The sequence below is a fragment of the Nitrospirota bacterium genome (genome assembly GCA_004296885.1).
In the GTDB taxonomy this organism is placed as follows: domain Bacteria; phylum Nitrospirota; class Nitrospiria; order Nitrospirales; family Nitrospiraceae; genus SYGV01.
On sequence record SCVN01000002.1, the window covers coordinates 93,732 to 120,362 of the forward strand.

At 59.0% G+C, this 26,631-nt stretch carries 25 protein-coding genes; 22 read left to right on the forward strand and 3 right to left on the reverse strand.

Features of this window, described 5'->3' with window-relative positions:
- The first annotated feature begins 64 nt into the window (after positions 1–64).
- The 3 genes from EPO61_00755 (at position 65) to EPO61_00765 (ending at position 2,309) form a co-directional block, all read left to right on the forward strand.
- Entirely contained in the window at positions 65–634 is a 570-nt protein-coding gene (locus EPO61_00755; GenBank protein TAJ10981.1) for a polyisoprenoid-binding protein, read from the forward strand.
- 150 nt (positions 635–784) lie between these two features.
- Entirely contained in the window at positions 785–1,378 is a 594-nt protein-coding gene (locus EPO61_00760) for a hypothetical protein (GenBank protein TAJ10844.1), read from the forward strand.
- 82 nt (positions 1,379–1,460) lie between these two features.
- Entirely contained in the window at positions 1,461–2,309 is an 849-nt protein-coding gene (locus EPO61_00765) for a formylglycine-generating enzyme family protein (protein TAJ10982.1), read from the forward strand.
- Between the two features lie 226 nt (positions 2,310–2,535).
- On the opposite strand, the gene EPO61_00770 is transcribed toward EPO61_00765, so the two are convergent.
- Both EPO61_00770 and EPO61_00775 read right to left on the reverse strand, forming a co-directional pair.
- The gene (locus tag EPO61_00770; protein TAJ10983.1) at positions 2,536–3,315 is read right to left on the reverse strand and encodes a uroporphyrinogen-III synthase; all 780 of its coding nucleotides are present in this window, start codon (positions 3,313–3,315) and stop codon (positions 2,536–2,538) included.
- Between the two features lie 62 nt (positions 3,316–3,377).
- Complete coding sequence (locus EPO61_00775) at positions 3,378–4,361, reverse strand: formylglycine-generating enzyme family protein (protein ID TAJ10845.1); 984 nt, start codon at positions 4,359–4,361, stop codon at positions 3,378–3,380.
- 89 nt (positions 4,362–4,450) lie between these two features.
- On the opposite strand from EPO61_00775, the gene EPO61_00780 reads away from it, so the two are divergent.
- The 11 genes from EPO61_00780 to EPO61_00830 all read left to right on the forward strand — a co-directional run bounded on the left by EPO61_00780 (position 4,451) and on the right by EPO61_00830 (position 15,179).
- The gene (locus tag EPO61_00780) at positions 4,451–4,885 is read left to right on the forward strand and encodes a VOC family protein (GenBank protein ID TAJ10846.1); all 435 of its coding nucleotides are present in this window, start codon (positions 4,451–4,453) and stop codon (positions 4,883–4,885) included.
- 27 nt (positions 4,886–4,912) lie between these two features.
- Positions 4,913–6,526 (forward strand): MBL fold metallo-hydrolase, encoded by a 1,614-nt coding sequence (locus tag EPO61_00785; GenBank protein TAJ10847.1) that lies wholly within the window; start codon positions 4,913–4,915, stop codon positions 6,524–6,526.
- Between the two features lie 583 nt (positions 6,527–7,109).
- Entirely contained in the window at positions 7,110–7,616 is a 507-nt protein-coding gene (locus tag EPO61_00790; protein TAJ10848.1) for a UpxY family transcription antiterminator, read from the forward strand.
- Positions 7,617–7,623: 7 nt separating this feature from the next.
- Positions 7,624–8,238 carry a hypothetical protein gene (locus EPO61_00795; GenBank protein ID TAJ10849.1) on the forward strand — a complete coding sequence of 205 codons (615 nt, stop codon included), beginning with the start codon at positions 7,624–7,626 and terminating at the stop codon, positions 8,236–8,238.
- A 114-nt stretch (positions 8,239–8,352) separates the two neighbouring features.
- Positions 8,353–9,213: an SDR family NAD(P)-dependent oxidoreductase gene (locus tag EPO61_00800; GenBank protein ID TAJ10850.1), complete on the forward strand. Its 861-nt coding sequence runs from the start codon at positions 8,353–8,355 to the stop codon at positions 9,211–9,213.
- 69 nt (positions 9,214–9,282) lie between these two features.
- On the forward strand, positions 9,283–10,269 hold the full coding sequence (locus EPO61_00805) for an SDR family oxidoreductase (GenBank protein ID TAJ10851.1): 987 nt from the start codon (positions 9,283–9,285) through the stop codon (positions 10,267–10,269).
- A 25-nt stretch (positions 10,270–10,294) separates the two neighbouring features.
- Positions 10,295–11,830, forward strand: a complete 1,536-nt coding sequence (locus tag EPO61_00810; protein ID TAJ10852.1) for a cytidyltransferase — start codon at positions 10,295–10,297, stop codon at positions 11,828–11,830.
- A 43-nt stretch (positions 11,831–11,873) separates the two neighbouring features.
- Positions 11,874–12,899: a flippase-like domain-containing protein gene (locus tag EPO61_00815; protein ID TAJ10853.1), complete on the forward strand. Its 1,026-nt coding sequence runs from the start codon at positions 11,874–11,876 to the stop codon at positions 12,897–12,899.
- Positions 12,899–13,426: a hypothetical protein gene (locus tag EPO61_00820; GenBank protein ID TAJ10854.1), complete on the forward strand. Its 528-nt coding sequence runs from the start codon at positions 12,899–12,901 to the stop codon at positions 13,424–13,426. Before EPO61_00815 ends, EPO61_00820 begins: the two co-directional genes overlap by 1 nt.
- Complete coding sequence (locus EPO61_00825) at positions 13,426–13,950, forward strand: hypothetical protein (protein TAJ10855.1); 525 nt, start codon at positions 13,426–13,428, stop codon at positions 13,948–13,950. The genes EPO61_00820 and EPO61_00825 overlap by 1 nt, the downstream gene beginning before the upstream one ends.
- 125 nt (positions 13,951–14,075) lie before the next feature.
- Positions 14,076–15,179: a radical SAM protein gene (locus tag EPO61_00830; protein TAJ10984.1), complete on the forward strand. Its 1,104-nt coding sequence runs from the start codon at positions 14,076–14,078 to the stop codon at positions 15,177–15,179.
- Positions 15,180–15,202: 23 nt separating this feature from the next.
- On the opposite strand, the gene EPO61_00835 is transcribed toward EPO61_00830, so the two are convergent.
- A complete protein-coding gene (locus EPO61_00835) occupies positions 15,203–15,637 on the reverse strand; it encodes a hypothetical protein (protein TAJ10856.1) in 435 nt (144 codons plus the stop codon).
- A gap of 291 nt (positions 15,638–15,928) precedes the next feature.
- On the opposite strand from EPO61_00835, the gene EPO61_00840 reads away from it, so the two are divergent.
- From EPO61_00840 to EPO61_00875, 8 genes are all read left to right on the forward strand, one after another.
- Positions 15,929–17,608, forward strand: coding sequence for a B12-binding domain-containing radical SAM protein (locus EPO61_00840; protein ID TAJ10857.1), 1,680 nt, complete (start codon positions 15,929–15,931; stop codon positions 17,606–17,608).
- Between the two features lie 194 nt (positions 17,609–17,802).
- Positions 17,803–18,771 (forward strand): thiamine pyrophosphate-dependent dehydrogenase E1 component subunit alpha, encoded by a 969-nt coding sequence (locus EPO61_00845; protein ID TAJ10858.1) that lies wholly within the window; start codon positions 17,803–17,805, stop codon positions 18,769–18,771.
- A gap of 25 nt (positions 18,772–18,796) precedes the next feature.
- Positions 18,797–19,861 carry an alpha-ketoacid dehydrogenase subunit beta gene (locus EPO61_00850; protein TAJ10859.1) on the forward strand — a complete coding sequence of 355 codons (1,065 nt, stop codon included), beginning with the start codon at positions 18,797–18,799 and terminating at the stop codon, positions 19,859–19,861.
- A complete protein-coding gene (locus EPO61_00855; protein ID TAJ10860.1) occupies positions 19,827–20,618 on the forward strand; it encodes a glycosyltransferase family 2 protein in 792 nt (263 codons plus the stop codon). The genes EPO61_00850 and EPO61_00855 overlap by 35 nt, the downstream gene beginning before the upstream one ends.
- A 30-nt stretch (positions 20,619–20,648) precedes the next feature.
- Positions 20,649–22,442, forward strand: coding sequence for a radical SAM protein (locus tag EPO61_00860; GenBank protein ID TAJ10861.1), 1,794 nt, complete (start codon positions 20,649–20,651; stop codon positions 22,440–22,442).
- Positions 22,430–22,771, forward strand: coding sequence for a hypothetical protein (locus EPO61_00865; GenBank protein TAJ10862.1), 342 nt, complete (start codon positions 22,430–22,432; stop codon positions 22,769–22,771). The genes EPO61_00860 and EPO61_00865 overlap by 13 nt, the downstream gene beginning before the upstream one ends.
- Positions 22,772–23,134: 363 nt before the next feature.
- Positions 23,135–25,573: a hypothetical protein gene (locus EPO61_00870; protein ID TAJ10863.1), complete on the forward strand. Its 2,439-nt coding sequence runs from the start codon at positions 23,135–23,137 to the stop codon at positions 25,571–25,573.
- Positions 25,557–26,630, forward strand: coding sequence for an SDR family oxidoreductase (locus EPO61_00875; protein TAJ10864.1), 1,074 nt, complete (start codon positions 25,557–25,559; stop codon positions 26,628–26,630). The genes EPO61_00870 and EPO61_00875 overlap by 17 nt, the downstream gene beginning before the upstream one ends.
- The last annotated feature ends 1 nt before the right edge of the window (position 26,631 follow it).

The following is a 26,631-nucleotide window of genomic DNA, read 5'->3' on the forward strand; positions in this document are numbered from 1 at the left end:
CAAGGAGGAATCCATGAGGCGCAGGCGACGAAACAAGGCCGGCTGGCAGGCGGCCCTGGGGCTGATGCTGGGCCTGGTGCTCGGGCTGGGGCAGTCGGCTCTGGCCGAGACGGCCCGGTACGACGTGGATCGGGACCATAGTGCGATCGAGTTTCGGGTGGCGCACATGGTGGTCTCCAAGACCACGGGGCGGTTCATGGACTACAGCGGGTTCATCGAGATGGACCCGGAGGCCCTTACGGTCAAGACGATCGACGCGACGATCAAGACGGCCTCGGTCAATACGAACCACGAGAAGCGGGATGCGCACCTGCGGGGACCAGACTTCTTCAACGCGGAGAAGTTTCCCACGATGACCTACAAGCTGAAGTCCTACCGCAAGACCGGCGAGGACTACCAGGCCGTGGGCGAGCTGACCTTGCTGGGCGTGACCAAGGAGATCACGCTGGTGGGGAAGTTCAATGGGGTGGCCAAGGACCCCTGGGGCAACACCCGCGCGGGCTTCACGGCGGAAGGCAAGCTGCACCGCAAGGAGTTCGGGATGAACTGGAGCAAGCAGCTGGATAACGGCGGGCTGGTCGTGGGTGATGAGGTCTTCATCAAGCTGGATATCGAATGTATCAAGGCGAAGTGACGGCGGTCGGCTGAGCCCCTGCTCCCGCACCTCTTGCGGTACCCACTCGGCGGCGGTTTGAATCGGAGTCCCGGTCGTCTCACCGGCTCGAAGGGTGCCGGCACAGTCAGAGATAGAATGGCCTCCCTTGCTATGGTAAGGTCTGTTGTGATGACGCGCACGCTTGTTTTGATCGTTCTCGTGGCTTCCTGGGTCACGAGCGAAGCGCCTGCTCTGGCCCTGGAATTTACGGCGGACCAGTACACCAGGGTCAACGGCCATAGCCGGAAGGCGAACATCTACTACCGGGACAGCATGTGGCGGCTGGAGCATCATGAGCTGGGGCCGGTGAACGTCACGATCGTGCGCAAAGACAAACAGGTCATGTGGCTCCTGCTCTCGCGCATGAAGCATTTCAAGACGCTTCCGTATGATCCCGAACAGGCGCCCAAAGTCGCGGAGCGGCTGGAGGGAGAGATCGCGCGAGAAGAGATCGGAACGGAAACCCTGGACGGGCACCCCACGACCTTGTATCAAGTGACGGTCCGGCAGGGAAGCCAGGATGTCGCCTACTATCAATGGCTGGCCACCGATATCCGGTTTCCGTTGAAGCTGGCGCGGAAGGACGGCAGTTGGACCGTGGAATACAAGAACGTGAAGCTGCGCAAGGTGACGGATTATCTGTTTCAGTTGCCGGTGAATTTTCAGCCGCTGGAACAGTTCGATGAGCCGGTCAAGAAGGACGATGTGAAGCCGACGATGTGACGTGGTCGTGATTGTCAGGGAGGAATGGAAAGACGCTATCATGAACAAGAAGAGGGTTGCCATCATTGGATTGCTGGTCGCGATGCTCTGTGGGGGCGGGCTCGTCCGTGGGGAAGGGGTCGACGTGGCGGACATCACGGTCGAATGGACGCCGGCAGGCAAGGCCCTTGCCGCTGAGCGGGCAAAATTGCCGGCCAAGGATGAGATGGTATCGGTGCCGGAAGGCTGGTTTTTGATGGGCAGCAACAAAAAAGAGGACCGGTATGCCTATCTGACCGAGATGCCGCAACGCAAGGTGTTTCTGGATGCCTTCGACATTGACAAGTACGAAGTCACGACGGTGCAGTTCCTGAAATTCGTGCTGGCCATGGGCCGGTCGCCGTTGATCGATTGGCGTTACGATGGGGGCAATTTCCAGGACACCATGGCCAATCACCCGGTCATGCATGTCTCCTGGTTCGATGCCGAGGCCTATTGCAAATGGGCCGGGAAGCGGCTCCCCACCGAAGCCGAATGGGAGAAAGCGGCGCGGGGCGAAGATGGGCGGATCTATCCCTGGGGGAATCAGGCGGCCGGCTTGAGCCGCTCGAATTTCGGCCGGACGGGACTGTCCGGGCCGGTCCGGGATCGCCCGGAGCGGCTCTTGCTCTATCCGCCGATCATTTCGGTGGACAAGTATGATAATGGGGCCAGCCCCTACGGCGTCTTTCAAATGTCGGGCAACGTGGCTGAATGGGTGGCCGACTGGTACGACAAGGACTATTACAAGACGGCACCCGATCGAAATCCGAAAGGTCCGGAGAAGGGGACGCAGAAGAGTTTCCGTGGCGGAGGCTGGATCGACAGCACTCCCAGCGTGCGCGTGGCCCAGCGAAACGGGACAGATCCCAACACCAAGATGAATTGGCTGGGCTTCCGTTGCGCGAAATAGGATGCCGATAATGGCCCCCAACCTCGTTCTCGGTTGCTCGTCCCCCTCGACGGACGGCAAGGCTAGAGGCAAAGTGACTATCCGCTCGCATATGATCGAAGCGAGCGGCTCAAGCGAAGCTTGGTATGTACCTCCTCGGGGGTCGAACTGCCCTGCGGCCTTGTTGGTTGGCCATTTTGAGCATCCTCATGGAATCAACGCACCGTCTGTTGCGCAACCGGCGGGATTACGCTGACCGTTTCCGTGCAAGCAGCGCCTGGGCCCGTTCGCTGCTTTCTTTGACCAGGATGCCCATCTTGGGGTGGGAGGGTTCCACATCCACAGGCCATCCGTGAGCGCGCAGCCGCTCGCTGGCGGTGGGGCCGATGGACGCCACGACCATCCGGTCCAGAGCGTGCCGGAACAGCTGCGCGTGTCCCTCTTGCGTCAGCAGTTGCATCACATGCTCCACCTGTGCTGCGTTGGTGATCAGCAGCACGTCAACCTGGCCGGTTTGGATGCGCTGTAAGGCTTCCCGCAAAGGCCCGACATCCTCCGGCAGGGCCCAGCGATAGACCGGGACTCGCGTCACCTCAGCTCCCCGTTCCCGCAACCCCTGCAATAGCTCTCCGTTCGACACTCCGTATTCCTGGACCGCGATCCGGAGGCCGTGCAAGGGCCGGTCTGCATCGAGGGCGTGCAGCAGGTCTCGCCAGGTGTTCGGCTCCGGCACGGTGATCGTGGGCGTGAGCCCGAGGGCTTTGAGGGCAGCGACCGGTTTGGGACCTCTGGCCACCAGGCTGAGACGTGCGCAGGCGGCGAGAATCCGGTCCTGGGGGTAGCGGGTTTGCAGCACCTCGAACAATGTGTTGGTGCCGGCGCCGGTGAGCAGGATCACCATGTCGCAGGCGCCGGCGAGCAGCTGTTCGCCGAACGCGAGGGCTTCCGGATTGTGTTGCAACGGGATCTCCCGCAAGGCCGGTGCGATCAACGGCTGTCCGCCGTAGCGGCTGATCAAGCGGGACATCTCTTCGGCCATCCGGCTTTCGAAGGCCGCGACGCGCAGGCCGTTGAAGCCGGAGGGACCCATTACTTTGCCGGGGCGTCGGCCGCGCAGCGGAAGCCGGTCGATTCGTTGCGGATCAGCGGATCGCTTTTCACGCGCGTGAAGATCCGAACCAGCGGGGTCTCGACTTGCCAGCCGGAACTCCGGAGCACTTTGTGTGTTCCGCTCTCTGGACCATGGGGATTGCGCGGAGGGCTCTTTTCATAATAGGCGGGGTCATACCAGTCGGCGACCCATTCCCAGACATTTCCGGCCATATCGTAGGCGCCGAAGGGGCTCTTGCCGGCCTCGTAGCTGCCGACCGGCATGAGGGTCTTTTCCCCCTGCCAGCGCTGGTTGAAGTTCAGATGCTTGTGGGTGGGCTCGACGTTGCCCCAGGGAAAGCGGCTCGACTCGGTCCCGTGGGCTGCCTTCTCCCATTCGGCTTCGGTGGGGAGCCGCTTCCCGGCCCATTTGCAATAGGCCTCCGCGTCGTACCAGTCCACGTTGATCACCGGCCGGTCGCTCACCGATTCCGGCATCAGCGATCCTTGCCACAGGTTTCGCTTCGGGTTCTGAGGATGCTGAGGTGGACGGTGGCCCGTGGCCTTGATAAACTCCAGGTACCGCCCGTTGGTCACCTCGAACTTGTCGATATAATACTTATCCAGGTAGATCTCATGGCGGGGATACTCGTCCCGTCCTCCGTCCCGGTCGCCCTTGGGCACGCCCATGGGGAACGAGCCGGCCGGCACCGGGACCATCGGGGCTCCGTCCTTGCCGACGAGGTCGGCGCCCTTGGTGACTTCGCTCGACGGGGGAACTGATGTCGGGGGTTCGGCCGATGCCTGGCCACCGAGGCCGAGCGCACAAACGATGACAGCTAGTGTGACTGCCTGCTTCGTGGATGACATGGCACTCCTCTTGTTAGCGGTCCTCGAGAATCGGGATGATGGTATCACAGCCTCTTGCCTGAATCGACAGTCGAGCGTGAGCCCTGTCCAACGGCTTGGACAGGGGGACGGCATAAGGCAAATTTCGGATTGACCTGCTCGAGCCCCCACGCCTACTATGAGTTTCGTTGAGCCATTCTGAAAAGGCAGCGGAGGGGCTGTGCATGGGGGCGTCGGGCGTCAAAGGACTCTGGCATCTGGCTTTGCGGGTGAAAGACCTGTCTCGCTCACGGGCCTTCTATGAGGGGCTGTTCGGGATGAACGTCGTCTGGGCGCCTGATCCGGACAACCTCTATTTAAGTTCCGGACGCGATAACCTGGCCTTGCATCAAATTCCGCCGGGGGAGTTGTCCCAATACCACGCGTCGCACGGCCAGCTCCTGGACCATCTCGGGATCGTCGTGGACTGTCCGGAGACGGTCGACCGTCTGTTCCAGCGCGTGGAGCAAGACGGCATCCCGATCGTCCATCGCCCTCGGCGCCACCGCGATGGGAGCTATTCTTGTTACATCGCCGATCCGGATGGGAATACGGTCCAGATCCTCTATGAACCGACGATCAGCGCGGGCGGACCCGGCGTGAAAGATCGGGACAACTAGGCATCAGGAGTTTGCCAAGCGGGGACGATGAGTAACTTCTGGAACAGCCTGCGTAGCGACCAATATCTCGGCCTGGCGCCCTGGGCTTGGGTCCAACTGGAAAGTGCGGAGCCCCCCGGGCCCTTTCCCTTTATCGGGGGGGTGGCGCCGGAGGTCGTCGCCAGCTTGCAGGAAGCCCATAGCCTGCTGCTGAGTGCGATCGAAACCGCGATCAGCGATGTGTTTTCCCGTCGGGCTCCGCTGGATGATCCCTCCCTGCGGGTGAGACTGGAGGATGCCTATGCGGAACTCGTCGCCTCGCGCCCGCACCTGAGCGCCCACATCCGTTGCGGACGTCGGCCGGCCGGAACGTTCCAATGGGAGTTTCCTCTGGACCCAACCAAGTCCGCGACGATGACCTATACGGGCTTGCGCGTCTTTAATGCGGTCAAGCGGCAAGCCATGCCGATCCCGTTCGACCGGCCCATCGCGCCGATGATCGGCAAACTGCTTGGCTTTCTGGACGGCAGCTATCGGGTCGCCGAGGTGAAGACAGTGGTGACCGCGTCAGGGCGAGATGTGGAGCGGCATTTAACGAGGCTTCTGGAAGCGCTCAAGGCTCAGGATTGCCTCGCTGTGACGGACAAGGCGACGGTGCGGGACCAGTGGCTGGCTGCGACGGGCGATCGGGATTTGCTCCATCTGGGCCATGCGGCCCTGCTCTATCGGACGCAAGAGCAGTTCCTGCTCTTCGATCCCTGGTTGATGCCCTGGTTTGCCGAGTCTCCAGTCCCCTCCCTCTGGACCTCGCTGCTGCCTCGGCCCGCCGCGGTCTTTCTCTCGCACGATCATGACGACCATGTGGACCCGCGCACCCTCCTGCACCTTCCCAAAGACATCCCGATCGTCATTCCCAGCCGGCGGAACCGCCGGACTCTGTATTTCGATTATCTGGCGTTGCTGCGGGAGCTGGGCTTTACCCAGGTGATCGAACTGGCACATGGAGAAGCCTGGAATTTTGAGGGGGGCGCCGTTGTCTCCGTGCCTTTTTTTGGGGAAGACCCCTGTGACTTGGAGATGCCCCGTAATTGCTACCTGATCGCGGATCGGGGGCGAAACACGCTCATCCACGTGGATAGCGGGCCGACGAACAACGGCCGATCGGCGCTGAAAGAGGGGGTGATCGACGGGCTGGTCAGGAAATACGGGCCGATCGCCACCCTCTGTGCTTCCCAGCAACAGCTGCTGGAGCTCCGGTCTTATGCAGCCCATGCCTGTCTCTCCCATCCGGGGCGGTGGCTGGAGGTGGGGGAAAACGGCTACCTGACCAACGGATACCTGGCGGATCTCGCCGCCGCGGCCAAGGCCCGTTTGTTCGTCTCCTATGCGACCGGGGGGGCCGACTGGTACCCGGACCATCTGTCCTTCATGTTCAGCCGGCGGAACCCGGCCCGCACGGCCCTCCTGACCGCCAACTGGGAGTCGCCGAGTGACCTCAAGGCCAAACTGGCCCCAAGCGGCTGCGCCTATCACTACAGCCAGGCCCTCGACCTGTTCAGACCTGCCGCCGACGGAGGGACAGAGGTGGTGCCTGGTACCAAGGCCCTGGCTCCGGTTCCCTTGTACTGTCTGGACCATGGTCACCCTCCGTTTTTGAAATAATCCTCTTCCTCTGGTTAGTTAGGGGGCATGCCTCATGCCCCCAATGATGGGCTAATGGGCTGTGGATAGACCCAAAAAATACCGGTAAAAACCTTGGACCGGTATCGTCGATGAAGTTATCCAATCTCTTGACTATTCTTCAGAAAAATGCGAAAAGAAAGTCTGCTTATTGGGTTCCAATTCCCTTGTCCGTGGAAAGCTGCTCGCTTGTCGCCTCTTGTTGAATGAGCGGGGGCTGCGTTGGCCCGGCGATAAGATCGAAATTCACCAAGAGCTTGCTGATAATTGCACAACAACGAGGCACCCGAAGAGATAGCCATCCCCCGCGTTTTCCCACGCCGCAGGCCAGCAGACGGTCGTGTGATTCCTCAGGGAGCGAGTCGTTCACCTCAGGCCACCAGGTAAGGTCGATTCCCGTGGCCTATGGCCATGCGGTAGTCGTGGCACAGTTAATTCAAGCCCTTCGTTGACGAGGGGTTGTCTGTCGGTCAGGCCTAGGCAGTGGAGCGTGTATTCTCCGCTTTTTGAGCGGAGAAACGGAGTTGCCGGATTTTTTCCTTACTGTAAGTGAGAGGGCGAAGCTGTGCCTGAGACCGGGGATCGCCCGCAGTGGTATGCACTCCGGACGCGATCACGACATGAAAAGCTCGTTCGAGATCGGCTCATAAAGCAAGGGGGCGAGCCATTACTACCGACGCTCATGCGGGTAAGCCAGTGGAAGGATCGCAAGAAAACCATAGAAGTCCCTTTGTTTGCCGGTTACTGTTTCGCACGCTTCTCCTGGCAGGAGCGCCTTCCAATCCTCACCGTTCCCGGCGTTATAAGCATCGTGGGTAGCGGGATACAGCCGCAGCCGATCCCTGATGGGGAAATCAACTCACTGAAGTCCCTCATGGACAGTGCGCTGCCGTATGACGCACACCCCTATCTGCGGGAGGGGATGTCCGTCGAGGTCATCCGTGGCCCGCTTGAGGGGGTGCGGGGCGTGCTGCTTCGGAAAGATAAACGGTATCGCTTGGTCTTGTCCGTTCACCTCATCAAGCAGGCGGCAGCGGTGGAGATTGATGCCGCCGATGTCATGCCGATATAGCCGCCCGATGCTCCCCTCCCTATCGCAGACCGCTGAAGCTAGTTGTCACGATATCGTACGTGCTGATGCAGCCCTGGGATGTTTACCGGCTGGAACGCACGCAGCGATCTGGCTGCTCTGTCATTATCCGGACACCGCCGAAGCCGACGAGAGAATTGAAACAGTCGTCCAGCTCCACCGTCAGTGGGGGCTCCCTATCTGGCTCTATGGGAGCAGCACGGCGCGCTATCCCGAGTCGGTCGAACGGATCATCAGAGGGAAGCTACTCGACCGCGGGGTCGATTCCGAAGTCGTCATCTGCTCCGGGGATCTGTCGTCTTCAACGCTTTCACTGGATACGGTTCAGGAGGCGCAGAACGTGGCTTCGGCGGCCAGGCAGAAGGGTATCCAGACTCTGCTGTGCGTGTCGAATCGACTGCAACTGTTACAGGTCCGGGCCTTGTTGCGGCGTGAGCCTCTCTCTTTTGTCTGGATTCCCACCCGGCTGCGTGATTGGCGCTGGTGGTATGTCGGCGGCCGGCTCTTGCTGATTCCTTTGGCCTTCCTGGGCATCGGACCCCGATTCGCCCCATTGATATTTGTACGTTGGGCCCGCGCACGCTTGGAGACGTGGCCTTTTTAACCAAAAAAGTTGCCTGGCGATGGAGGGATGCTCCCAACCTGACTCGCCGGGCTGAAGCTCCGCGTCCCAGGGCCCGACAATGAGGGCTCACTGAGGGCTCACTCGTTCGAGCCCATGTTGCGGCGGAGCTGTTGCAAATCTTTGCGCTGTGGGTATTACGTGACACCAGGCACGCTCCAAAGCAAGGCGGTGCTCATTACGGGATCATCCAGCGGTATCGGGCGAATGACGGCGTTGGCATTGGCGAACGCCGGTGCTCGGCTCGCGTTAGTTGCCCGCCGAACGGACCGGCTTGCGGCGGTCGTGGAGGAAGTCAGGGCGTGCGGGGGTGCCGCGGAAATGTTCCCTTGCGATGTGACGGTCCCCGGGGCGATGGAGGCCGCTGTTCGTGGCTGCGCTGATCTATACGGGCGGATGGACGTTTTGGTGAACAATGCCGGGGTCGGATTCTTCGCCACGGTCGAACAGACGACGGCTGAGGACCTCGACCGGATCTTGGCCATCAATTTGAAAGGGACGTTTCATGGCATTCGCGCCGCATTGCCTGTGATGCGGCACCAAGGATCCGGCCATATCATTAATGTCGCGTCCACGGCCGGCCGCCGCGGTTCGCCCTACCTGGGCGCCTACTGCGCCTCGAAGTTTGCCGTGGTGGGGCTGACCGAGTCATTGCGCACGGAGCTGCTAGGGAGCGGCATCCGAGTGAGTTTGTTTTGTCCTGGCGCGACCCGGACCGAGTTTTTTTCCGCGGCGCGCCGGCGCACCGAGCATCACCGCGGGTTGGTCGGTCCGGTAGAGTCGGCGGAACGCGTGGCAGAGCGGCTTGTGGACTTGATCAGGCGGCCCCGCGCGGAAGTGATCGTCCAGCCGGTCCGCCGGAAGCTGTTTTTGATGCTCAATCTGATCGCCCCGGCCGTAGTGGATCGTCTGGTGGCGCGCATGATCGCTGCAGGGGGAAGGGTCGGACGGGCGTAAGTCGTGCGATCGAACCGGCGCTGGACAAGCGGCGCGGATCGGAACACATCAAGGGAGCGGGGTGGGATCGTGAACGTCATTGTAACCGGCGGGGCCGGCTTTATCGGAAGCCATCTCGCGGAACTGCTGCTGCAGCGCGGGCATCAGGTCATCGTGCTGGACAACTTGTCCACCGGCCGTCTGGAAAACCTCGCCCATCTGAAGGGCAGCGCCGGGTTGTCGTTCCACCGGGTGGACGTGGGGGATGCGGAGGCGATTCGCCCGCACTTTGACGGGGTGGACTGGGTATTCCATCTGGCGGCCCTGGCCGACATCGTCCCGTCGATTCAACGGCCGCTGGAGTATCACCGAGCGAACGTGGACGGCACGGTCTCGGTGGTGGAGGCTGCGCGTCTTGCCGGTGTCAAGCGCTTCCTCTACACGGCGTCCTCCTCCTGCTACGGAATTCCCGATGCCTTTCCGACCCCGGAGACCGCGGAACTCCGCCCCCAGTATCCCTATGCACTGACGAAGGCCCTGGGAGAGCGCATCGCGTTGCACTGGGGACAGGTGTATCAGCTCCCCGTGGTCTCCTTGCGGCTGTTCAACGTGTATGGCCCGCGCTCCCGCACGTCGGGGACCTACGGGGCGGTCTTCGGCGTGTTCCTGGCACAGAAGCTGAACGGCAAACCCTTTACGGTTGTGGGAGACGGCACGCAAACCCGGGACTTTACGTTCGTGACCGACGTGGCGAAGGCGTTTCTGGCCGCGGCCGAGTCGGACGTGCAGCAGGAAATCTTCAACGTAGGGTCCGGCGGGACCTACAGCGTGAACCGACTGGTCGAACTGCTCGGCGGCTCGGTGAGTCACATTCCGAAACGTCCCGGGGAACCGGACTGCACCTTTGCCGACACTGCCAAGATCCGTCGACAGTTGCAATGGAAACCTGAGGTAACGTTCGAGGAGGGGGTCGCGCGGTTGCTGACTGCCATCGACGACTGGCGGATGGCGCCGGTCTGGACGCCGGAGGCCATTGCCGGCGCGACCAAGGAATGGTTCCAGTATCTGGGCAAGTAGGCATGCACCAGACAGCGGGGGGGTCATGAAAGCGCTGGACGTGACGAACAAGGTCAAGGAACTGGAGGAATTGGCGGACATCCTCACGAGGCTTCGCCAACATGGAAAGACGATTGTGCACTGCCACGGCGTGTTCGACCTGATTCACCCGGGCCACATCCGGCACTTCGAGGCGGCCAAACGGGAAGGCGACGTGCTGGTCGTGACGATCACCCAGGACGGGTTTGTGAACAAGGGACCAGGCCGGCCCGTCTTCAACCAGCGGCTACGGGCGGAATCCGTGGCGGCGCTCCAGGCCGTGGATTTCGTAGCGGTCAACCGGTGGCCCAGTGCGGTGGAAGTAATCAAGTTGCTCAAACCGACCGTCTACGTCAAGGGCGGTGAGTATGCCGCGCCGGAGAGCGACGTCACTGGCATGATCGCGCACGAGGAGGCGGCGGTCAAGGCCGGTGGCGGACGCATTCATTTCACCAACGAAATCACCTTCAGCTCCACCGAACTGCTCAACAGCCATTTCGACGTCTATCCCGACGATGCGCAGGCGTTTCTCAAGGGGTTCCGACAGCGGTACTCGGCGGGAGAGGTCATCAAGCAGCTCGACACCCTCCGCAAGCTAAAGGTGTTGGTGATCGGCGAGGCGATCATCGATGAGTATCATTACTGCCAGGCCATGGGCAAGTCGCCCAAGGAACTGTTGGTGACTACCAAGTATCTGCGAGATGAGGTATTCGCAGGCGGGGTCCTGGCCTGCGCCAACCACATTGCCGGCTTCTGTGAGGATGTGCACCTGGTAACCTGCCTTGGATCCAAGGATTCCCACGAGGAATTCGTGCGCACCCATCTCAAGCCCAACGTGACGGCTCAATTTTTCCACCGCGACGATTCCTCCACGATCGTGAAGCGTCGCTACCTGGACCATACATTCCTGTCCAAGATGTTTGAAGTCTGTTTTCTTGACGACAGTGCGATTCCGCCTCATATCGAACGGCAGATTTGCTCCTATCTCAAGAGTGTGATTGGTGAGTATGACCTGGTTCTCGTGGCCGACTATGGCCACGGCCTGATGGGTCCGGAGATCATCAACTCGCTCAGCGCTGAGGCCCGTTTTTTAGCCGTCAACACCCAGACCAACAGTGCCAACGCCGGCTACAATCTGATCACCAAGTACCCGCGCGCCGACTTCATCTGCATTGACGAGCCGGAAATGCGTCTGGCCTGCCATGACCGTGTGAACGATCTTCGCAACCTCATCACGGGCACGGCATCGAAGCTGAGGAGTCGGCGGGCCGTGGTTACCCGGGGACATCTGGGCTGCATGAGCTATGCGGCCGAGGATGGGTTTTTCGAGATACCGGTTTTTTCTAGCAAGATCGTGGATCGGGTGGGCGCTGGGGATGCCTATTTGTCGGTGGCGGCGCCCTGCGTGGCTACCGGTATGCCAATGGACTTGGTTGGATTTATCGGCAACGCCGTGGGCGCACTGGCGGTGCGCATCGTGGGCAACCGGTCGGCGGTGGAGCCGGTGCCTTTGTACAAGTTTATTACGGCGCTGCTGAAGTAGTGCCCACCGCGCAGCACGTGAACGATCATTGATTGGCAGCTTCATGTCTCGACGGACGCTCCTTCATCTGCTTCCCGGTGTTCTCATCAGCGCAATTTGCTTGTGGTATGCGTTCCGTGGAGTAGATTTCTCCGCGATGGCCGGCGATATTGCCCAGGTCGGTGGTGGCTGGGTGGCGGTCAGCATTCTGGTGGCTCTTTCCAGTCTGGTCCTCCGCGGCATGCGGTGGCGTTACTTGCTCAGCGAGGAACGCATCATCGGATACTGGTCGTTGGTGTCAGCGACGTTTGTGGGCATGATGGCCAACAACCTTCTGCCGGCCCGCTTGGGCGAGATTGTGCGAGCTTGGGTCCTGGCGCGCCGGGAGCGGACGAGTACCTCCAGCGTTCTGGCCAGCGTCTTTATTGAACGGTTGGCGGATGTGGTGACGGCGCTGCTTCTACTCGGACTCGGTCTCATGTTCTCTCCGGCTTTGGGCAGCGGGACAGCCGATCTGCTCGGGCGTGCCGGTATGGTGGTGCTGGCCGGGGTGGTCATTCTTGCGGCGGGGTTCGTTCTGGTGATCTACCGACGGGAGCAGTTCATATCGGCCGGTGAAGCTTGGGCCCGCAAAAGCGGTCGTCCCTGGGTTCTGCGCGCGGTGGAGCAGGGGCGGCACTTCCTGGATGGGCTCTGTGTCCTCCAAGGCGGAAGGCAGTGGCTAATGGTCATTGTCCTGTCTGTCCTCGTCTGGAGCCTGTCCATCGCGTCTTTTTATGCGATGGGGAGGGGCGTGGCCTTGCCGCTCACCGCTGTGCAAGCGATTCTGGTCTGGGTGATCGTGTTGTTCGGCGTGGCCATTCCCTCAGCGCCAGGGTTCGTAGGTACGTTTCACGGCTTCTGCGTGGCTGCCTTGGCGCTGGTGGCCGGCGCCGATCCAACCAGAGCGGCCGTATATGCTACGCTTCTCCATGGGAGCCATTGGCTGGCGATCAACGGGGTCGGTCTTGGATGTCTCCTGGCTGACCGCTCCGTAAGCTGGACCGGCCTGCTTGCAATGACACGGCCAGACGTCAAGACGGCTCGCTGATGTTGAAGGGACTGTTCCTGGCATCGGGCGGGTTCCTGATCTTTTTGGTGGCCCATGCCGCCCTGTTTCGCTGGTTTATGCCAGAACGACGGTTCGTGGCTATGGTGCGACTGGCTGCAGCGATCGGTGTGGGCATGATCGCGTTTCATAGGATGACCCCGTCGGATCTGGGGTTCTTGTCGGCCTCCTCCACGGGTGCCGGTTGGGGCGTCGATCTGCTCAATGGGACGTTGGTATACGGCTTCCTGTTTATCGGCTACTGCATGTTCTACTTCCTCGTGGATCGGGGATTTTCTGGCCGCATCATGATTGAAATCGAACAGTCGCCCGAGCGTCGGCTCCGCCGGCCAGATATTGTGGCGCGCTATTCAATGGAGACGGTGTTGCGGCGCCGGCTCGGAGAAATGCTGGAAATCGGCCGCATCGTTGTCAAAGAAGGCAGATTTTGCAATACCGCCAAGGGGCAATCAGCGGCCGCGATGTTCGCCTTTGTAAAGCGCTTCCTGCAGCTGGGAGAAGGTGGGTAATGCGGGGGCTGGTCGCGGGCTTGCTGGCGTTTGCGGTCTATTTCATCGTCCAGGTGGCGGTGTTTCATTCAATCAAAGTAACCCGTCGCGCGACGGTGCTTGTTACCATCTGGATTGCAGGACTGGCGGTGTATGCTGGGCTGTACGCCGCGCTGCCAGACGATAGTGCCTTATGGCCGGCGCCTTTCGTCGCAGCATCGGACGGACTGACCTTTACTTGTGGGGTGCTCCTGTATTTCTTTCTGTTCATGGGGTATGCCCAGTTCATTTACATGGCTGAAAGTTCCGTGGGGGCCAGGACAATGATCGAGTTGTCCGTAAGCCCAGAGAAGGGGCTCACCCTGGAGGAGTTAACCGGGCGGTATCGGCATGATTGGATGCTGGGTCGCCGGCTGGCCCGTATGGTACAGGCCGGGTACCTGATCGAAGAGAATGGATGGTATCGGACGACGGGTCGTGGGCGTTTGGTTGCGGGCGTCCTCGCTCGCTGCAAACGTATCCTATGCCTGGGGCCTGGGGGGTAGCGCCTCCACGTGGCAAGATTGAGCTTGCATTGACGAGGCTTTAGGCTGTAGGCTGACCGCCCTCAGGGCTGTCGACCGTGGCTTCACTAAGGCGGCGGCTATCTCTATCACATTTCCCGGAAGCGATCATGGACCTGTACCGCATTGATTCTCATAAGCTGATGTACCATCCCGACCGCATTGCTCAATGGAAAGCGGCCGGGGATGAATGGGAAAAGGCCAAGTCGGTTTACCCTTTGTATGTCGAAATCGCGACGGCCGGAGCCTGTAACCACCGCTGTACCTTCTGTGCGGTGGATTACATTGGTTACAAGACCCGAAGTTTGGAAAAGGATTTGCTGAAACGGCGAGTCGCCGAGATGGCCGAACGCGGCGTGAAGAGCATCATGTATGCAGGCGAGGGAGAGCCACTCCTGCACCGGCACATCGGCGAGATCATCGTGCACACGAAAAAGGTGGGGATCGACGTGTCGCTGACCACCAACGCGGTGGCGCTCAACGAGCACCTGATCCAGGAGGCGCTGGGTTCCGTCACCTGGATCAAGGCCAGTGTCAACGCTGGCACCAGAGAGACTTATGCGGCGATCCACCAGACCAAGGCGGATGACTTCGACCGCGTGTTTCGGAACCTGGCCAAGGCCGCCGAAGTCAAGCAAGCCAACCGCTATGCCTGTACGATCGGGGTGCAGATGGTCCTGCTTCCGGAGAATCAGCACGAGGCCGTCACGCTGGCATTGAGGGCCAAAGATGCCGGGGCTGATTACGTGGTGATCAAGCCCTACTCCCAGCACCTTCTGAGTCCCGGCACGATGGAGAAAGACTACAAGGACTTCGACTACAGCAGGATTTTCCCCATGGAGAACGAGCTGATCGCGCTGGAGGACAACCGATTTAAGGTGATTTTCCGCCGCCGGACCATGGAAAAACTGCTGGAAGGGGACCGGCATTATTCGGTCTGCCAAGCCACCCCCTTCTTCTGGGCCTACGTGATGGCGAGCGGGGACGTCTACGGCTGCAGTGCCTATCTGGAAGATCCCCGCTTCTGCTACGGCAATATCAATGAGAAGAGTTTCACTGAGATCTGGGAGGGCGAGGTCAGGCAGCGGAGCTTCCATCACGTCCGCCACGAACTCAACATCTCTGAGTGCCGTCAGAACTGCCGGATGGATGAAGTCAACCGCTACTTGTGGGACCTCCAGCATCCCCCCGCACACGTCAACTTTATCTGAGCCTGAGCCGGGCCCGCATGGTTCTAACCCTGAAGCAGGATGTATGCGAGTACCGCGAACAGTCCTAGCAGGACGGTGATCAAGCAGCCTGGCTTGAAAGTCCGTGTTGTAGTGGTCTTGAAGGTGATCCAGCTTAGGGGAACCTCTTGATCCGCTTGCACTGAGATGTCGCCCACCCATTCTATTCGGTCAAATACGGTGCTATCCCGGATGAAGGTCTCGGATATGACGGTTGCCCCTGGCGCGATATTTTCGGCGAATAAGTCGTCCTCCTGAAAGCATTCATCACCTTTCATTAATCGATAGTGGGCGCTTACCTTTTGCAGGAAAGCCGGAGAACGATTTTCCACTGCAAGATGGAAAAATTTGACCACAGTGAACCCACCCCCAGACCCCTCATGAGAGGACTTGTCTTGAACCAGGTAGCAGTTGATCCAGGGCTTGGGCTGTGTGTCCATGCGGGTGCGGGCTCCTTGGGAAAACGGGGCGCAGTGTAACGAAAATGTCCCAGTAGAATCAAGTGGGGGAAAGCGAAAGGTTCGTTCCGGCCACCGTGCTTAAGCATTGAAATATTAAGAAAAATGGCAAAAATCTTGACAGCCTATGCCATGGCATGTACCCTACCTTCTGCTACTTTCGGTTATCACCTTCGCCCTGGTTTCAATGGTCGCGTCGGGTGAATGCAAATCCTAGAATTTCCGCGAAGCCGTATGTAGCCTTCGCGCCGCTTCAATAAAGAGAGGAAGATCATGCTGCTGATAAATCCGGCCTCCGAAAAGTTCGGAGGGTTCCTTTCCCGTTATGTCCCCATCGGTATCCCGGTGGCTGTTGGCAGTTTGGCGGGATATCTCCGACAGCATGGCATCAAGGTTAACATTCTGGACGAAGAGGTCACGGACGTCACCCCTGATTCATTGGCAAAAGCTCTGGAGGGTCTCGATAAGCCCTATGTCATCGGATTCAGCTGCCTCACGGCTCACGTGGCACGGGCCTATGAGATGTCGAAGATGGTCAAGCGCCTGTATCCGGATTCCATCGTCATCACGGGAGGCTTGCACGCATCGGCTCTTCCTGAAGAGTCCCTAGAGCATGACACCATCGACATCGTGGTCCGAGGGGAAGGGGAACAAGCCCTGCTGCATTTGTATCAGGCCATTCGTGGGGGGAAGCCCTGGCATGATATCGGGGGCTTGTCCTACCGGCAAAATGGAGCGATCAAGCACAATCCCGAAGCGCCGTTGATTCCGGATCTGGATAGCTTGCCGATGTTTCCCTACGACATGTTTACACACCCGCGCTACGAGATGGGTTTTATCACGTCCTCTAGGGGCTGTCCTTACAAGTGTACCTATTGTAGTCAGCGGATGCTGACGGGAACCTCGTATCGGTACAAGTCTGCGAAACGGATCGTAGAAGAGCTCCAAGTTTTGATCGAGGACTACGGGCAGAAGCAGATTTTATTCTATGACGACAATTTCAGCTTTATGCAACGGCGTGTGATCGAAGTCTGCGACCGGATCGTCGAGCGGGGCCTCCATCGGAAATGTAGTTTTTCGATTCAGACTCGAGCAGATAATATTCCAGATCCAATCATTCCCCACATGCGGAAGGCCAACTTCGTGCATGTTGGGTTTGGCATGGAAACAGGCAGTGAGCGACTCGCCAAGATTATTGTAAAAGGCGAGACGGTCGCGGATCACATTGATGCCGTTAAGCGGTGTCAGAAGGCAGGGTTCGAGACTTCGTTGTTTATGATTTTTGGACTGCCGACGGAAGTGGCTCAAGAACGGGAAGACACATACAAATTGGTCCAGAGTCTCAATGTCCAGATGTCCAAATACAATAACTTGATCCCCTATCCAGGCACTCCCCTCTATACTGACCTTAAGGACTCGCCACGCGTGAAAAAGCTGCCCGGTTGGGCCAACTTTAACAGCACCCTTTCGGCAACTCGGAGTATTTTCGATAAGATACCACTTCCATATGTCCCTGAAACCATGGGCGAGTTTGAGTTAAAGCGCGACATCATCCGCTATAACTTCCGGACCTACCTCAAGTTGAAGCCGATTTTGGCCATTCTCACAAGACAAAAAGGGGTCGGATGGGTGAGCCTTCCGGAGAGATGGTATTTCAAGCCGGTAGAGCTCTATCACGTAACAAGGGTGGCACTTAACGTGGCGACAAATCTGCTGATCGCATACTTGCCTCGCTGGATGACCCAGCCGCTCATGCATGCGCTCAATCCCGCTCTGAAAGAGCGTATGCCAGTTCCAATGGAAAAGGAGTACGTGACGAGTGGATGGGGGCTTCCGCCGGAGCATACCAAGATGTCTGTGATCAATGCACAAAAGCCCTCGACCCAAGCCCATCCGGAGAGTACTCCTGCGCTCATTTCTCCCGTTCGCAGGAAAGAGCCGATTGGCGTGTAGCATCTCTCCCTGTCGTTCGTGATGAGGCAAGCCTTGAGGAGCCGTCTAGGGGGGTGGTGTGACTAACTTCCGGCCATTTCGTTGAGATGCGAGGCGCGGGCAAGTACCGTGCTCTCATACTGGTCATAGTGTTCTCCTCCTCTCTCTTTACCCTTCTTGGCACAATCCTATAGCACATGGGGAAAGCGCTCGCTATGGACGCTGGGTTAGCCCGGGACCTCTATTTTCGGATGCTTCGCATTCGCACGGTGGAGGAGAAGATCGCCGAGCTCTATCCGGAGCAGCAGATGCGCTGCCCCGTCCACCTCAGTGTCGGACAGGAGGCCGTGGCCGTGGGTGTCTGCGCGGCCCTGGCGTCCGAGGACTATGCGTTCAGCACCCACCGTTCCCATGCCCACTACCTGGCCAAGGGAGGGAACCTGAAGGCCATGCTGGGGGAACTCTACGGACGGGTGACCGGCTGTTGTCAGGGCAAGGGCGGCTCCATGCATTTGGTGGATCGGTCTGTGGGATTTCTGGGCGCTGTACCGATCGTGGGCAGCACCATTCCGATCGGGGTCGGAGCCGCGTTCGGGACCCTGCTGCGCAAGGAGCGCCGTGTGACCATCGTGTTTCTGGGCGATGGGGCCACGGAAGAAGGGGTCTTCCATGAGGCAGTCAACTTCGCCGTGCTGAAACGGTTGCCGGTCGTGTTCGTCTGCGAGAACAACTTTTTCTCGGTCTATTCTTCATTGGACGTGCGTCAGCCTTCTACCAGGGAAATCTATGAGCTGGTTCGCGGATACGGACTGGAGAGCCTGCAGGGCGATGGGAACGACGTCGAGGCGGTCTACGGGTTGACCAAGGCGGCAGCGGAGAAGGCGCGGGCGGGACGCGGCCCCACGTTCCTGGAATTCAAAACGTACCGCTGGCGGGAGCATTGCGGGCCTCATTACGACAATCACGTCGGGTACCGTTCGGAGCAGGAGTTCGAGGAGTGGAAGGCGCGCTGCCCGGTCGCACGCCTCAAACAACGCCTGCTGCAACGGGGGCTTGTCGCCCAGCAGGACCTCGATGGGGTCGAGGCAACCCTCACCGACGAGATCGAAGCAGCGGTAGCATTTGCGAAGGCGAGCCCATTCCCCGATCCGCAGCTCCTGGGGGCGCACTTGTACGCACCGTGACCCGCGGATTTCACTCCGAGACATCATGACCAGAGACCTCAGATTCTTTCAGGCAATCCACGAGGCGACCGACCTCTGCATGGCGCGCGATCCGTCTGTCTACCTGATGGGCCTGCACGTCCCGGCTGACCCAAAGGGCATCTTTGGAACCGTCTCGGGGCTGCAGCAAAAGTATGGGTCGGATCGGGTGATGGATATGCCGACGTCGGAAAACGGCATGACGGGGGTGGCCATCGGCTCGGCCCTCGTCGGGATGCGGCCGATCATGGTGCACCAGCGGATCGAATTCGCACTCCTGGCGGTGGAACAAATCATCAATCAGGCCGCCAACTGGCACTATATGTTCGGCGGAAAAGACGCGATGCCCCTGGTCATTCGCATGATGATCGGCCGGGGCTGGGGCCAGGGACCCCAGCATTCGCAGAGCCTCCAAGCCATGTTTGCCCACGTGCCCGGGCTCAAGGTGGTGATGCCCGTGACGCCCTATGACGCCAAGGGACTCTTGATTGCCGCCATCGAGGACAATAACCCCGTCATCTACTTGGAGCACCGGTGGCTTCACAACATCTTCGGGCCGGTCCCCGAGGGGCACTATACGGTGCCGATCGGAAAGGCCAGGACGGCGAGGCCGGGCCGGGACGTTACGATTGTCGCCACCTCCTACATGGTCCTGGAGTCGCTGCGTGCGGCCGACCTGCTGGCCAGGGACGGCATCGAGGCCGAGGTGGTGGACGTGCGCAGCCTCCGCCCCCTCGACACAGCGCATATCCTTGGGTCCGTCCAGAAGACCGGCCGGGTGCTGGCGGTGGACGGAGCGTGGCGGTCGCTGGGATTTGCCGCGGAAGTGCTGGCTCTGGTGGCCGAGCGGACCTATGGCACGTTGAAGGCTGCTCCCCAACGGGTGACCTTTCCCGATCTCCCCTCACCCAGCACCCCGGCCCTTGCGCAGCATTTCTATCCACGCACCGTGCACATCGTGAACGGCGTCCGGACGATGCTGGGGCTGCAGGAGGTCACGGAGGCGCAGCTGGGTATTCAGCACGAAACGCCGCTGGATGTGCCCGACAAGGCCTTTACCGGTCCGTTCTGATATCGGCTTATTTATGAACTGTACCGTGAGCATCATCATCCCGGCTCTGAACGAAGAGGGAAACCTCGCTGACGCGGTTGGCACGGTGCTGGGGGCCATCGGCGACCGGTTCGCCGACTACGAGTTGCTGATCTTTGACGATGGCAGCATCGATCGGACGGGCGCCATTGCCGATGAGTTGGCTGCCGGGAACCCGCACATCCGAGTGATCCACAACCCGCGCAACATGGGATTTGGGTACAATTACAACCGAGGAGTGGAACTGGCTCGCATGGAGTACGTCACGATGTTTCCTGGGGACAATGAGATCCCGGGCGAAGCGATTCGCACGATTCTGAACGCAGTGGGCGAGGCGGACATCGTCGTTCCTTACATTTCCACCCCTGCGGTGCGGAGTGGTAGCCGCCAGGCGATCTCAGCCACCTTTGTCGCCCTGGTCAATGTCCTGTTTGGGCTTCGGCTGCGCTACTTCAACGGTCCCTGCGTCCACCGACGGTCCTTGCTGCAGTCCATCCCCATGCGGACGCACGGGTTTGCCTACATGGCGGCGATCCTGGTCCGTCTGATCCGGTCCGGCTGCAGTTATGTCGAAGTCCCTATGCCCCTACAGGCCCGCCAACATGGCCGGTCGAAGGCATTCAAACTGAAGAACATCGTGAGCGTGCTGAGTACCCTCGGCGAGCTCTTCTGGGAAGTCCGGGTCACGGAGCGTCGTAAATATGCCGGAGCCGTGCGACGGATCGAGTCGCGCGCGTGACGGTTGTGCGATAGAGAGAAGGATACGGTTATGAAAATCATGTTCGTGATGGTCAAGGAAGACTATATTGACCCAATGAACATCGAGTTGTTGTCGGCCATGGCCAAGCAGGAGGGGCACGAAACCTTCCTGAATGTTCTCGAACACGACAACCTCATGGAAGAAGTCGGGGCGATCCGGCCGGACATTGTCGCGTACAGCGCCAAGACCGGTGAAAGCAACGTCATGTACCGGGCCAACCGGGCCATCAAAGCGACGTACAAGGACAAGATCTTCACGGTCATGGGCGGGCCACATCCGACCTTCAACTCCATGCGTATGCAGCTCTATGGGGAAGACTTGAAGCTGCCGTTGACGTTCTCCGGCCCCGCCATGCCGCGGGTGGTGGAAGACACGCAGTTGGACGCGTTGGTGGTCGGTGAAGGGGATGAGCCATGGCCGATGATGCTGAAAGCCTTGGCCGTTGGCAGCAGCCTCGATGGGATCTCCAATGTCGTGACCCGCAGCAACCGCCGTGCCGACGGCAGCGTGGCGTTGCAAGAGCGGAACATGACCCTGGACGAACTTCCCTACCTGGATCGGGATGTCGTCTATGGAAAGACGCGCTTGAAGGAGTTCGGCATGCGCAGCCTGATGGCGGGCCGCGGCTGTCCCTTTCCCTGCACCTATTGTTTCAATGCGAAGTACAACGCGATGTACAAGGGCAAGGGAAAGATGCTGAACCGCTACAGCGTGGACCGGCTGCTGGCCGAGATGGAGGACATGGTCCGGCGCCACAAGACGCAGTTCGTCAAGTTTTACGACGACGTCTTCGTGTTTCGCACCGACGACTGGCTCATCGAATTCGCAGACAAGTATCCACGGGCGATCGGGTTGCCCTTTCATTGCCTGGTCCGCTCCGATCTGGTCCGCCGCGATCCGGAGATCCTGACCTATCTCAAGAAGGCCGGCATCAAGTCCATCAGCATGTCCATCGAGTCCGGGAATCCCTTCATCCGGGAGCAGATCTTCAAGCGTGGGATGGACGCGGAGGACATCCGGTTTGCCTTCGATCTGTGTCACAAGCAGGACATCCATACCTTCTCGAACACGATTCTGGCCGTCCCGGTCCCGATCATTCCCAGCACGGCCGACCCGGACTTCGATCAAAAAGCCAAGGATCTTGTCTCCCATCTGGAGACGTATCACAAGATGAACCTGGGCACCTTGCGGTCGGACGTGGATCTTGCTGGCACGTTGGATCAGGCCGCCCGGAAAAAGCTGGTGGAATATTTCGAATCGATGGGCTTGCGGCACCGGGTCCTGGACTACGACATCGAGTCGATCGACATCAACATCCAGAACGGGGTGGTCTTCGGGGAGTTTCCCGAATTGCATCCCTATCCGGGCACACCGGTCTCCCAGTACACCATTGACGTGAAGGCGTTTGACGGGGATTTTGAAAAGCTCCACCAGAACTATCAGACGGAGTCCCCCTTCTCCTGCTTCACGGCCCAGGAGAAACTGGAGCAGGTGAACTTGTCCCTCCTGGGGCTGGTCCTGCTGGTCTTCCCATCCTGGCGGGGGGTAGTGGTCAACCACCTCATCAAACGGCGCTGGACGAAGCTGTATTTCGTCATGTACTACCTGGCCAAGGCGTACCTGATCGGGACCAAGATCTATCCGATGAAGTATTCGGCGGGGCATATCCTCCGGACGGTCAAAGAGAGCTTCTTCTCGGAACTGCTTAAGCATTCCCGTGACGAGGGGGAAAAGTTTTATCAGAAGCGAAAAGGGCTGAATGCCCAGCCGAGCGAGGTGCTAGGAGGACCATGGCAGAGCTAGACAGCGAGTTCATTGCAGAGACGCTCAACTCGCGTCAGTTGCTGGCGCTGCTGTTTGTGTGCGAGAGCCAACGAAAAAAAGTCCTATCCACATTGAATTTTTGCGGGACGGATAAGCCCCCGGCATGGACCGAGTTCCTGGATCGCTTCGCCGCGCGCTTGATCAAGCTGCCGGAGTCTGAACGGGTCTATCTGATCAATTCCCACCTCCAATCGTCTGAGGAGATCGACATTTATTCCAATGCGGAAATCGAAGCACTGCTCGGGCAGCATCATACTCTTCTTGCCACGTTGGCCCGAGAATTAGAGCATGATAGAAGATTTTTCTAGCCCGCGAGCCTAATCCGGCCAGTTGCAAACGGAGCCTGCTTGCTCCAATCGCTCCGAGCGTACCTCGCGGTGCGATTGCAGGGCTGCCGTCGTGGTGAGCAGGGCCACCCCTCCTCTTTTTCCCTTCCCACCTCTCAGGTATTAGCGGTGAGGTTCCTTCGAAATCTGAGGGGCTGGTGTGTGCTGGGGGCATTCCCTGAACGAACACGGCACTGGGGTGGCAGTGAATCATCTGAGGAGATTGATCAGTTTTCATGGGAGACGGGAAAGTAGTGCTTCCCCGGTGGGATCATGAGCGCTCTGCCTGATGGCCAGATTCACGTCCAAACTTCTCGTGCTCTGCGGCCACGGTTGCTTGTCCACATGCTCATGGGATTGGCTACTCCGGCAATCCTCTTTACCTGGGTGATTCTTTTTGGCTCCCAGAGCTATCAAGAATGGAACGACCGGTTCACCTACGAGCTGACCAATCGGTACTTGTTTTCCCAGATCCCGACCGGGACCATATTAGGGCCTCTGTGGCGAGAGGATATTCTGAGCGGAAGCGTCTGGGCCACTAATAAGGGGCCGACTCCCCTTTCGCTCCAGATCGGAGCCGCGCGGATGTTTGAGCTTACGCCGGTCTGGATTGAATTAGCGGGGAATCTCCTCCTCTATTTTGTAGCTTCGGCCTCGATGTACCTATACTCACGGCGAGAATTGCTAATGGGGATCGAGGGCGCCGGCATTTCCGCAGTGATGTTTGGCGCAACGGCCTATTGGCTTTCCTTCTGGGTAGGGAATCCAGACCTCCCGATGGCCGTCGCCTGGGTCCCCGTGTTATTTCTCCTGTCCCACTGGATTGAAAGAGCGGTGGAGGCGGGGAGGATCGTTTCTGTCGCCACTCCGACGGTGGCGCTTGCCATTGCATTCTACGCATGTGCTACTCATAGCGTCCTGGCTTCTCTGCCAGTGATCCCGGTTATTCTGTTGGCCTATGCATGGTGGGTGCTTGAGCTCCGTCAATCTGTGCTATGGGTCGCTGGTGGATTAGGGTTAGGGCTGGCTTTATATTCTCCGTTCCTCTGGTCCGTTGTCGAGGCGACGAGTCTGTCGGGGCGCTTTGTGGGGGCTGGGTTTTTGAATGCCGTCGACTCGCCGTTTAATCCGGCAGGATGGTTGGTCAACGCGCGCGCGATCTTGTCTCAGGTGGCGGTCGGACACAACCAATACGGGATATACCTGGTCTCAGTGTTGGGAGTGGTGGTGTGGCTCAGCCTCGGTACGGCATGGCGTCATGAGCAGCCGCGAACTCGAAGAATCCTGCAGTTTAGCGCAGGAGCGGCTGCGGTAAGTCTCATCATTGGAATTTTTGATGTGACGATCGATTATTTGAAGATGTGGATCCCGCTCATTGGAGCTTGGCATGTCAAACGATTTGAGCACTTTTTGTTCTTTCCGGTGCTTACTCTTGTGGGGTGGATGATCGATCGGTCCCTGTTTCAAACGGTGAGGGAGCCTCGATCTCACAGGAGAATTGACGCATTCAGATGGAGTATCGTGGCTGTGGGAGGGCTGGGTTGCCTTCAAGTCGGATATTCAGCCTATCGGATGCACTTGGTGCCCTCGTCCATCTATCCGCAAAATCTGATCCTCTACGCCTATTTGTTTCTGTATGCTGTGGTCACGACATATCTGTTGGTTGTTTTGTATCGATGGGCGTTATGGCCAGCCACGGACCATGGTCCATTTGCATGCGGAAGGCAGCGGACTGTGGGAGTCGTGTTACTCATTTCATCTGTTTCGCTTGCGGTATCGGTTCACACCTATCGCGCCGCAGTCCTGGAGCCGAAGATCGGTGTGGCCGGCACAGCCGATCCCATCATGACCTACTCGCAGCGGTATGCCGTTCCATCCGATATCGCGACCGCCAAAGAGATGAATCGGACCAACGGACGGGTCGTTGATTTGACGCGGCCCTGGTTTTCCGACACGTTGGGGCCCGCGAGCGAAACGGCCCTACTTCCTCTCGCCGGTCTCAGGACCCCATCTGGCTATAACCTTGGGCCAACACGATGGTACGAAAGCTTCGTCCGCCACGGCATTAATGGGAGGGCGAGCGCATTAAAGTATATCGTACAGATTGAGAACACCAAGGATTCAAATTTGGAAGCCTTGGGACTGCTGGACGTGGAATACATCCTGGCGATACGCGGGACCGATGTGCCGGGCTATGTGCCAGTGAAAAGCCTTGAGCCAGATAGCAAGGTGCTGTATGTGCCTGCGGACAGCGCCCTGGTGGAGCAGGCGTTTATTTCCGATGGCATTGTCTGTTTCTCGCGAGAGGATGACGCGTTGGAGTACATCCACCATGCCCGACTGCGAGATCTTCGGGCTCGGGCTGTGCTGGTCTTGAGTGATCCTGAGGGCAGTGCCATCTGCAGGGGGGGCGGATCACCTCAGGCGATTGCTGGAGCAGAATCGCCGCAGATTCGTCTCAAGCGTGCGCCAGATCGAGTACACCTTGAAATTGAGAGCCCATCTCGAGGCATTCTGACTCTTACGGATGCCTACTATCCCGGATGGAAGGTTATGGTCGATGGCGTCGAACGGCCTTTGCTGAGGACGTACATCACCTTGCGAGGAGTGGCGATAGGCCCGGGGCGTCACACTGTAGAGTTTCTGTATGCCCCGAGGATGTTTGGCTTGTTGTGCCAATTCTCCAGCGTTCTTCTGGTGGTATCCATGCTGGTTGCTGCAGTGGCATGGGGAATGGATCATGCCTCTCGACGGTATGTAGGGACCTATGAGATCGGCAAGTGACGGGAGGGCGGAAGCGATCGTGAGCAGCCCGTTCGAAGCGGCTAAGCATAAGATTTTGGCTATGCCATGCCGGTGGTTGGTTACCGGTGTCGCTGGTTTTATCGGCTCCAACATTCTGGAGTTGCTGTTGAAGTGTGGGCAGGAGGTTGTCGGCGTGGACAATTTCTCGACTGGCCATAGGAGCAACTTGGAGGATGTTCGAGCGGAAGTTGGACCGGATTCGTGGAAGCAGTTCAGGTTCATCGAGGGGGATATCGCTTGTCCGGAAATATGCAGGGAGGCGTGCGCAGAGGTAGAGTACGTCCTGCATCAAGCCGCACTGGGGTCTGTGCCCCGATCCATAGCCGATCCACAAGGCACGAACCGATCAAATGTCGATGGCTTTGTAAATATGCTCGTCGCGGCCAGAGACGCGGGAGTCAAGAAGTTTGTGTACGCAAGTTCTGGTGCTGTATATGGCGATCACCCCGCGTTGCCAAAAACCGAAGATGTTATCGGGAAGCCGTTGTCCCCCTACGCAGTGTCGAAATATGTCAACGAACTGTATGCTGAAACATTTAGCAAGGTCTACCAGATTCGCTGTGTGGGGTTACGCTATTTCAACGTTTTCGGGAGAAGGCAGAGACCTGGCGGACCGTACGCGGCGGTGATCCCCGCCTGGGTTTCCAACTTCCTGCAGGGTAGCCCTTGCGTGGTGAATGGGGACGGGAAAACCAGCCGAGACTTTTGCTACGTTGAAAATGTTCTGCAAGCTAATCTCCTAGCAGCGATCACTGATACTCAGGGTGATACTCACGTAGTGTGCAACATTGCGGTCGGGGAACGCACCACACTCCTTGATCTCTATTACATCATCAGGGATCAATTGGCCAAGTTCCAATCGGACGTAAAGCATGTGGAGCCGCAGTTTGGACCGTTTCGGCCGGGGGACATCAGGCATTCGCTGGCAGATATTTCACAGGCCAGAAAACTGCTCGGTTATGCACCCACACACGCCGTCAAGGACGGACTGAGAGAAGCCATTCCCTGGTATTGCGCAACTCTCCGGCCTTCATGAG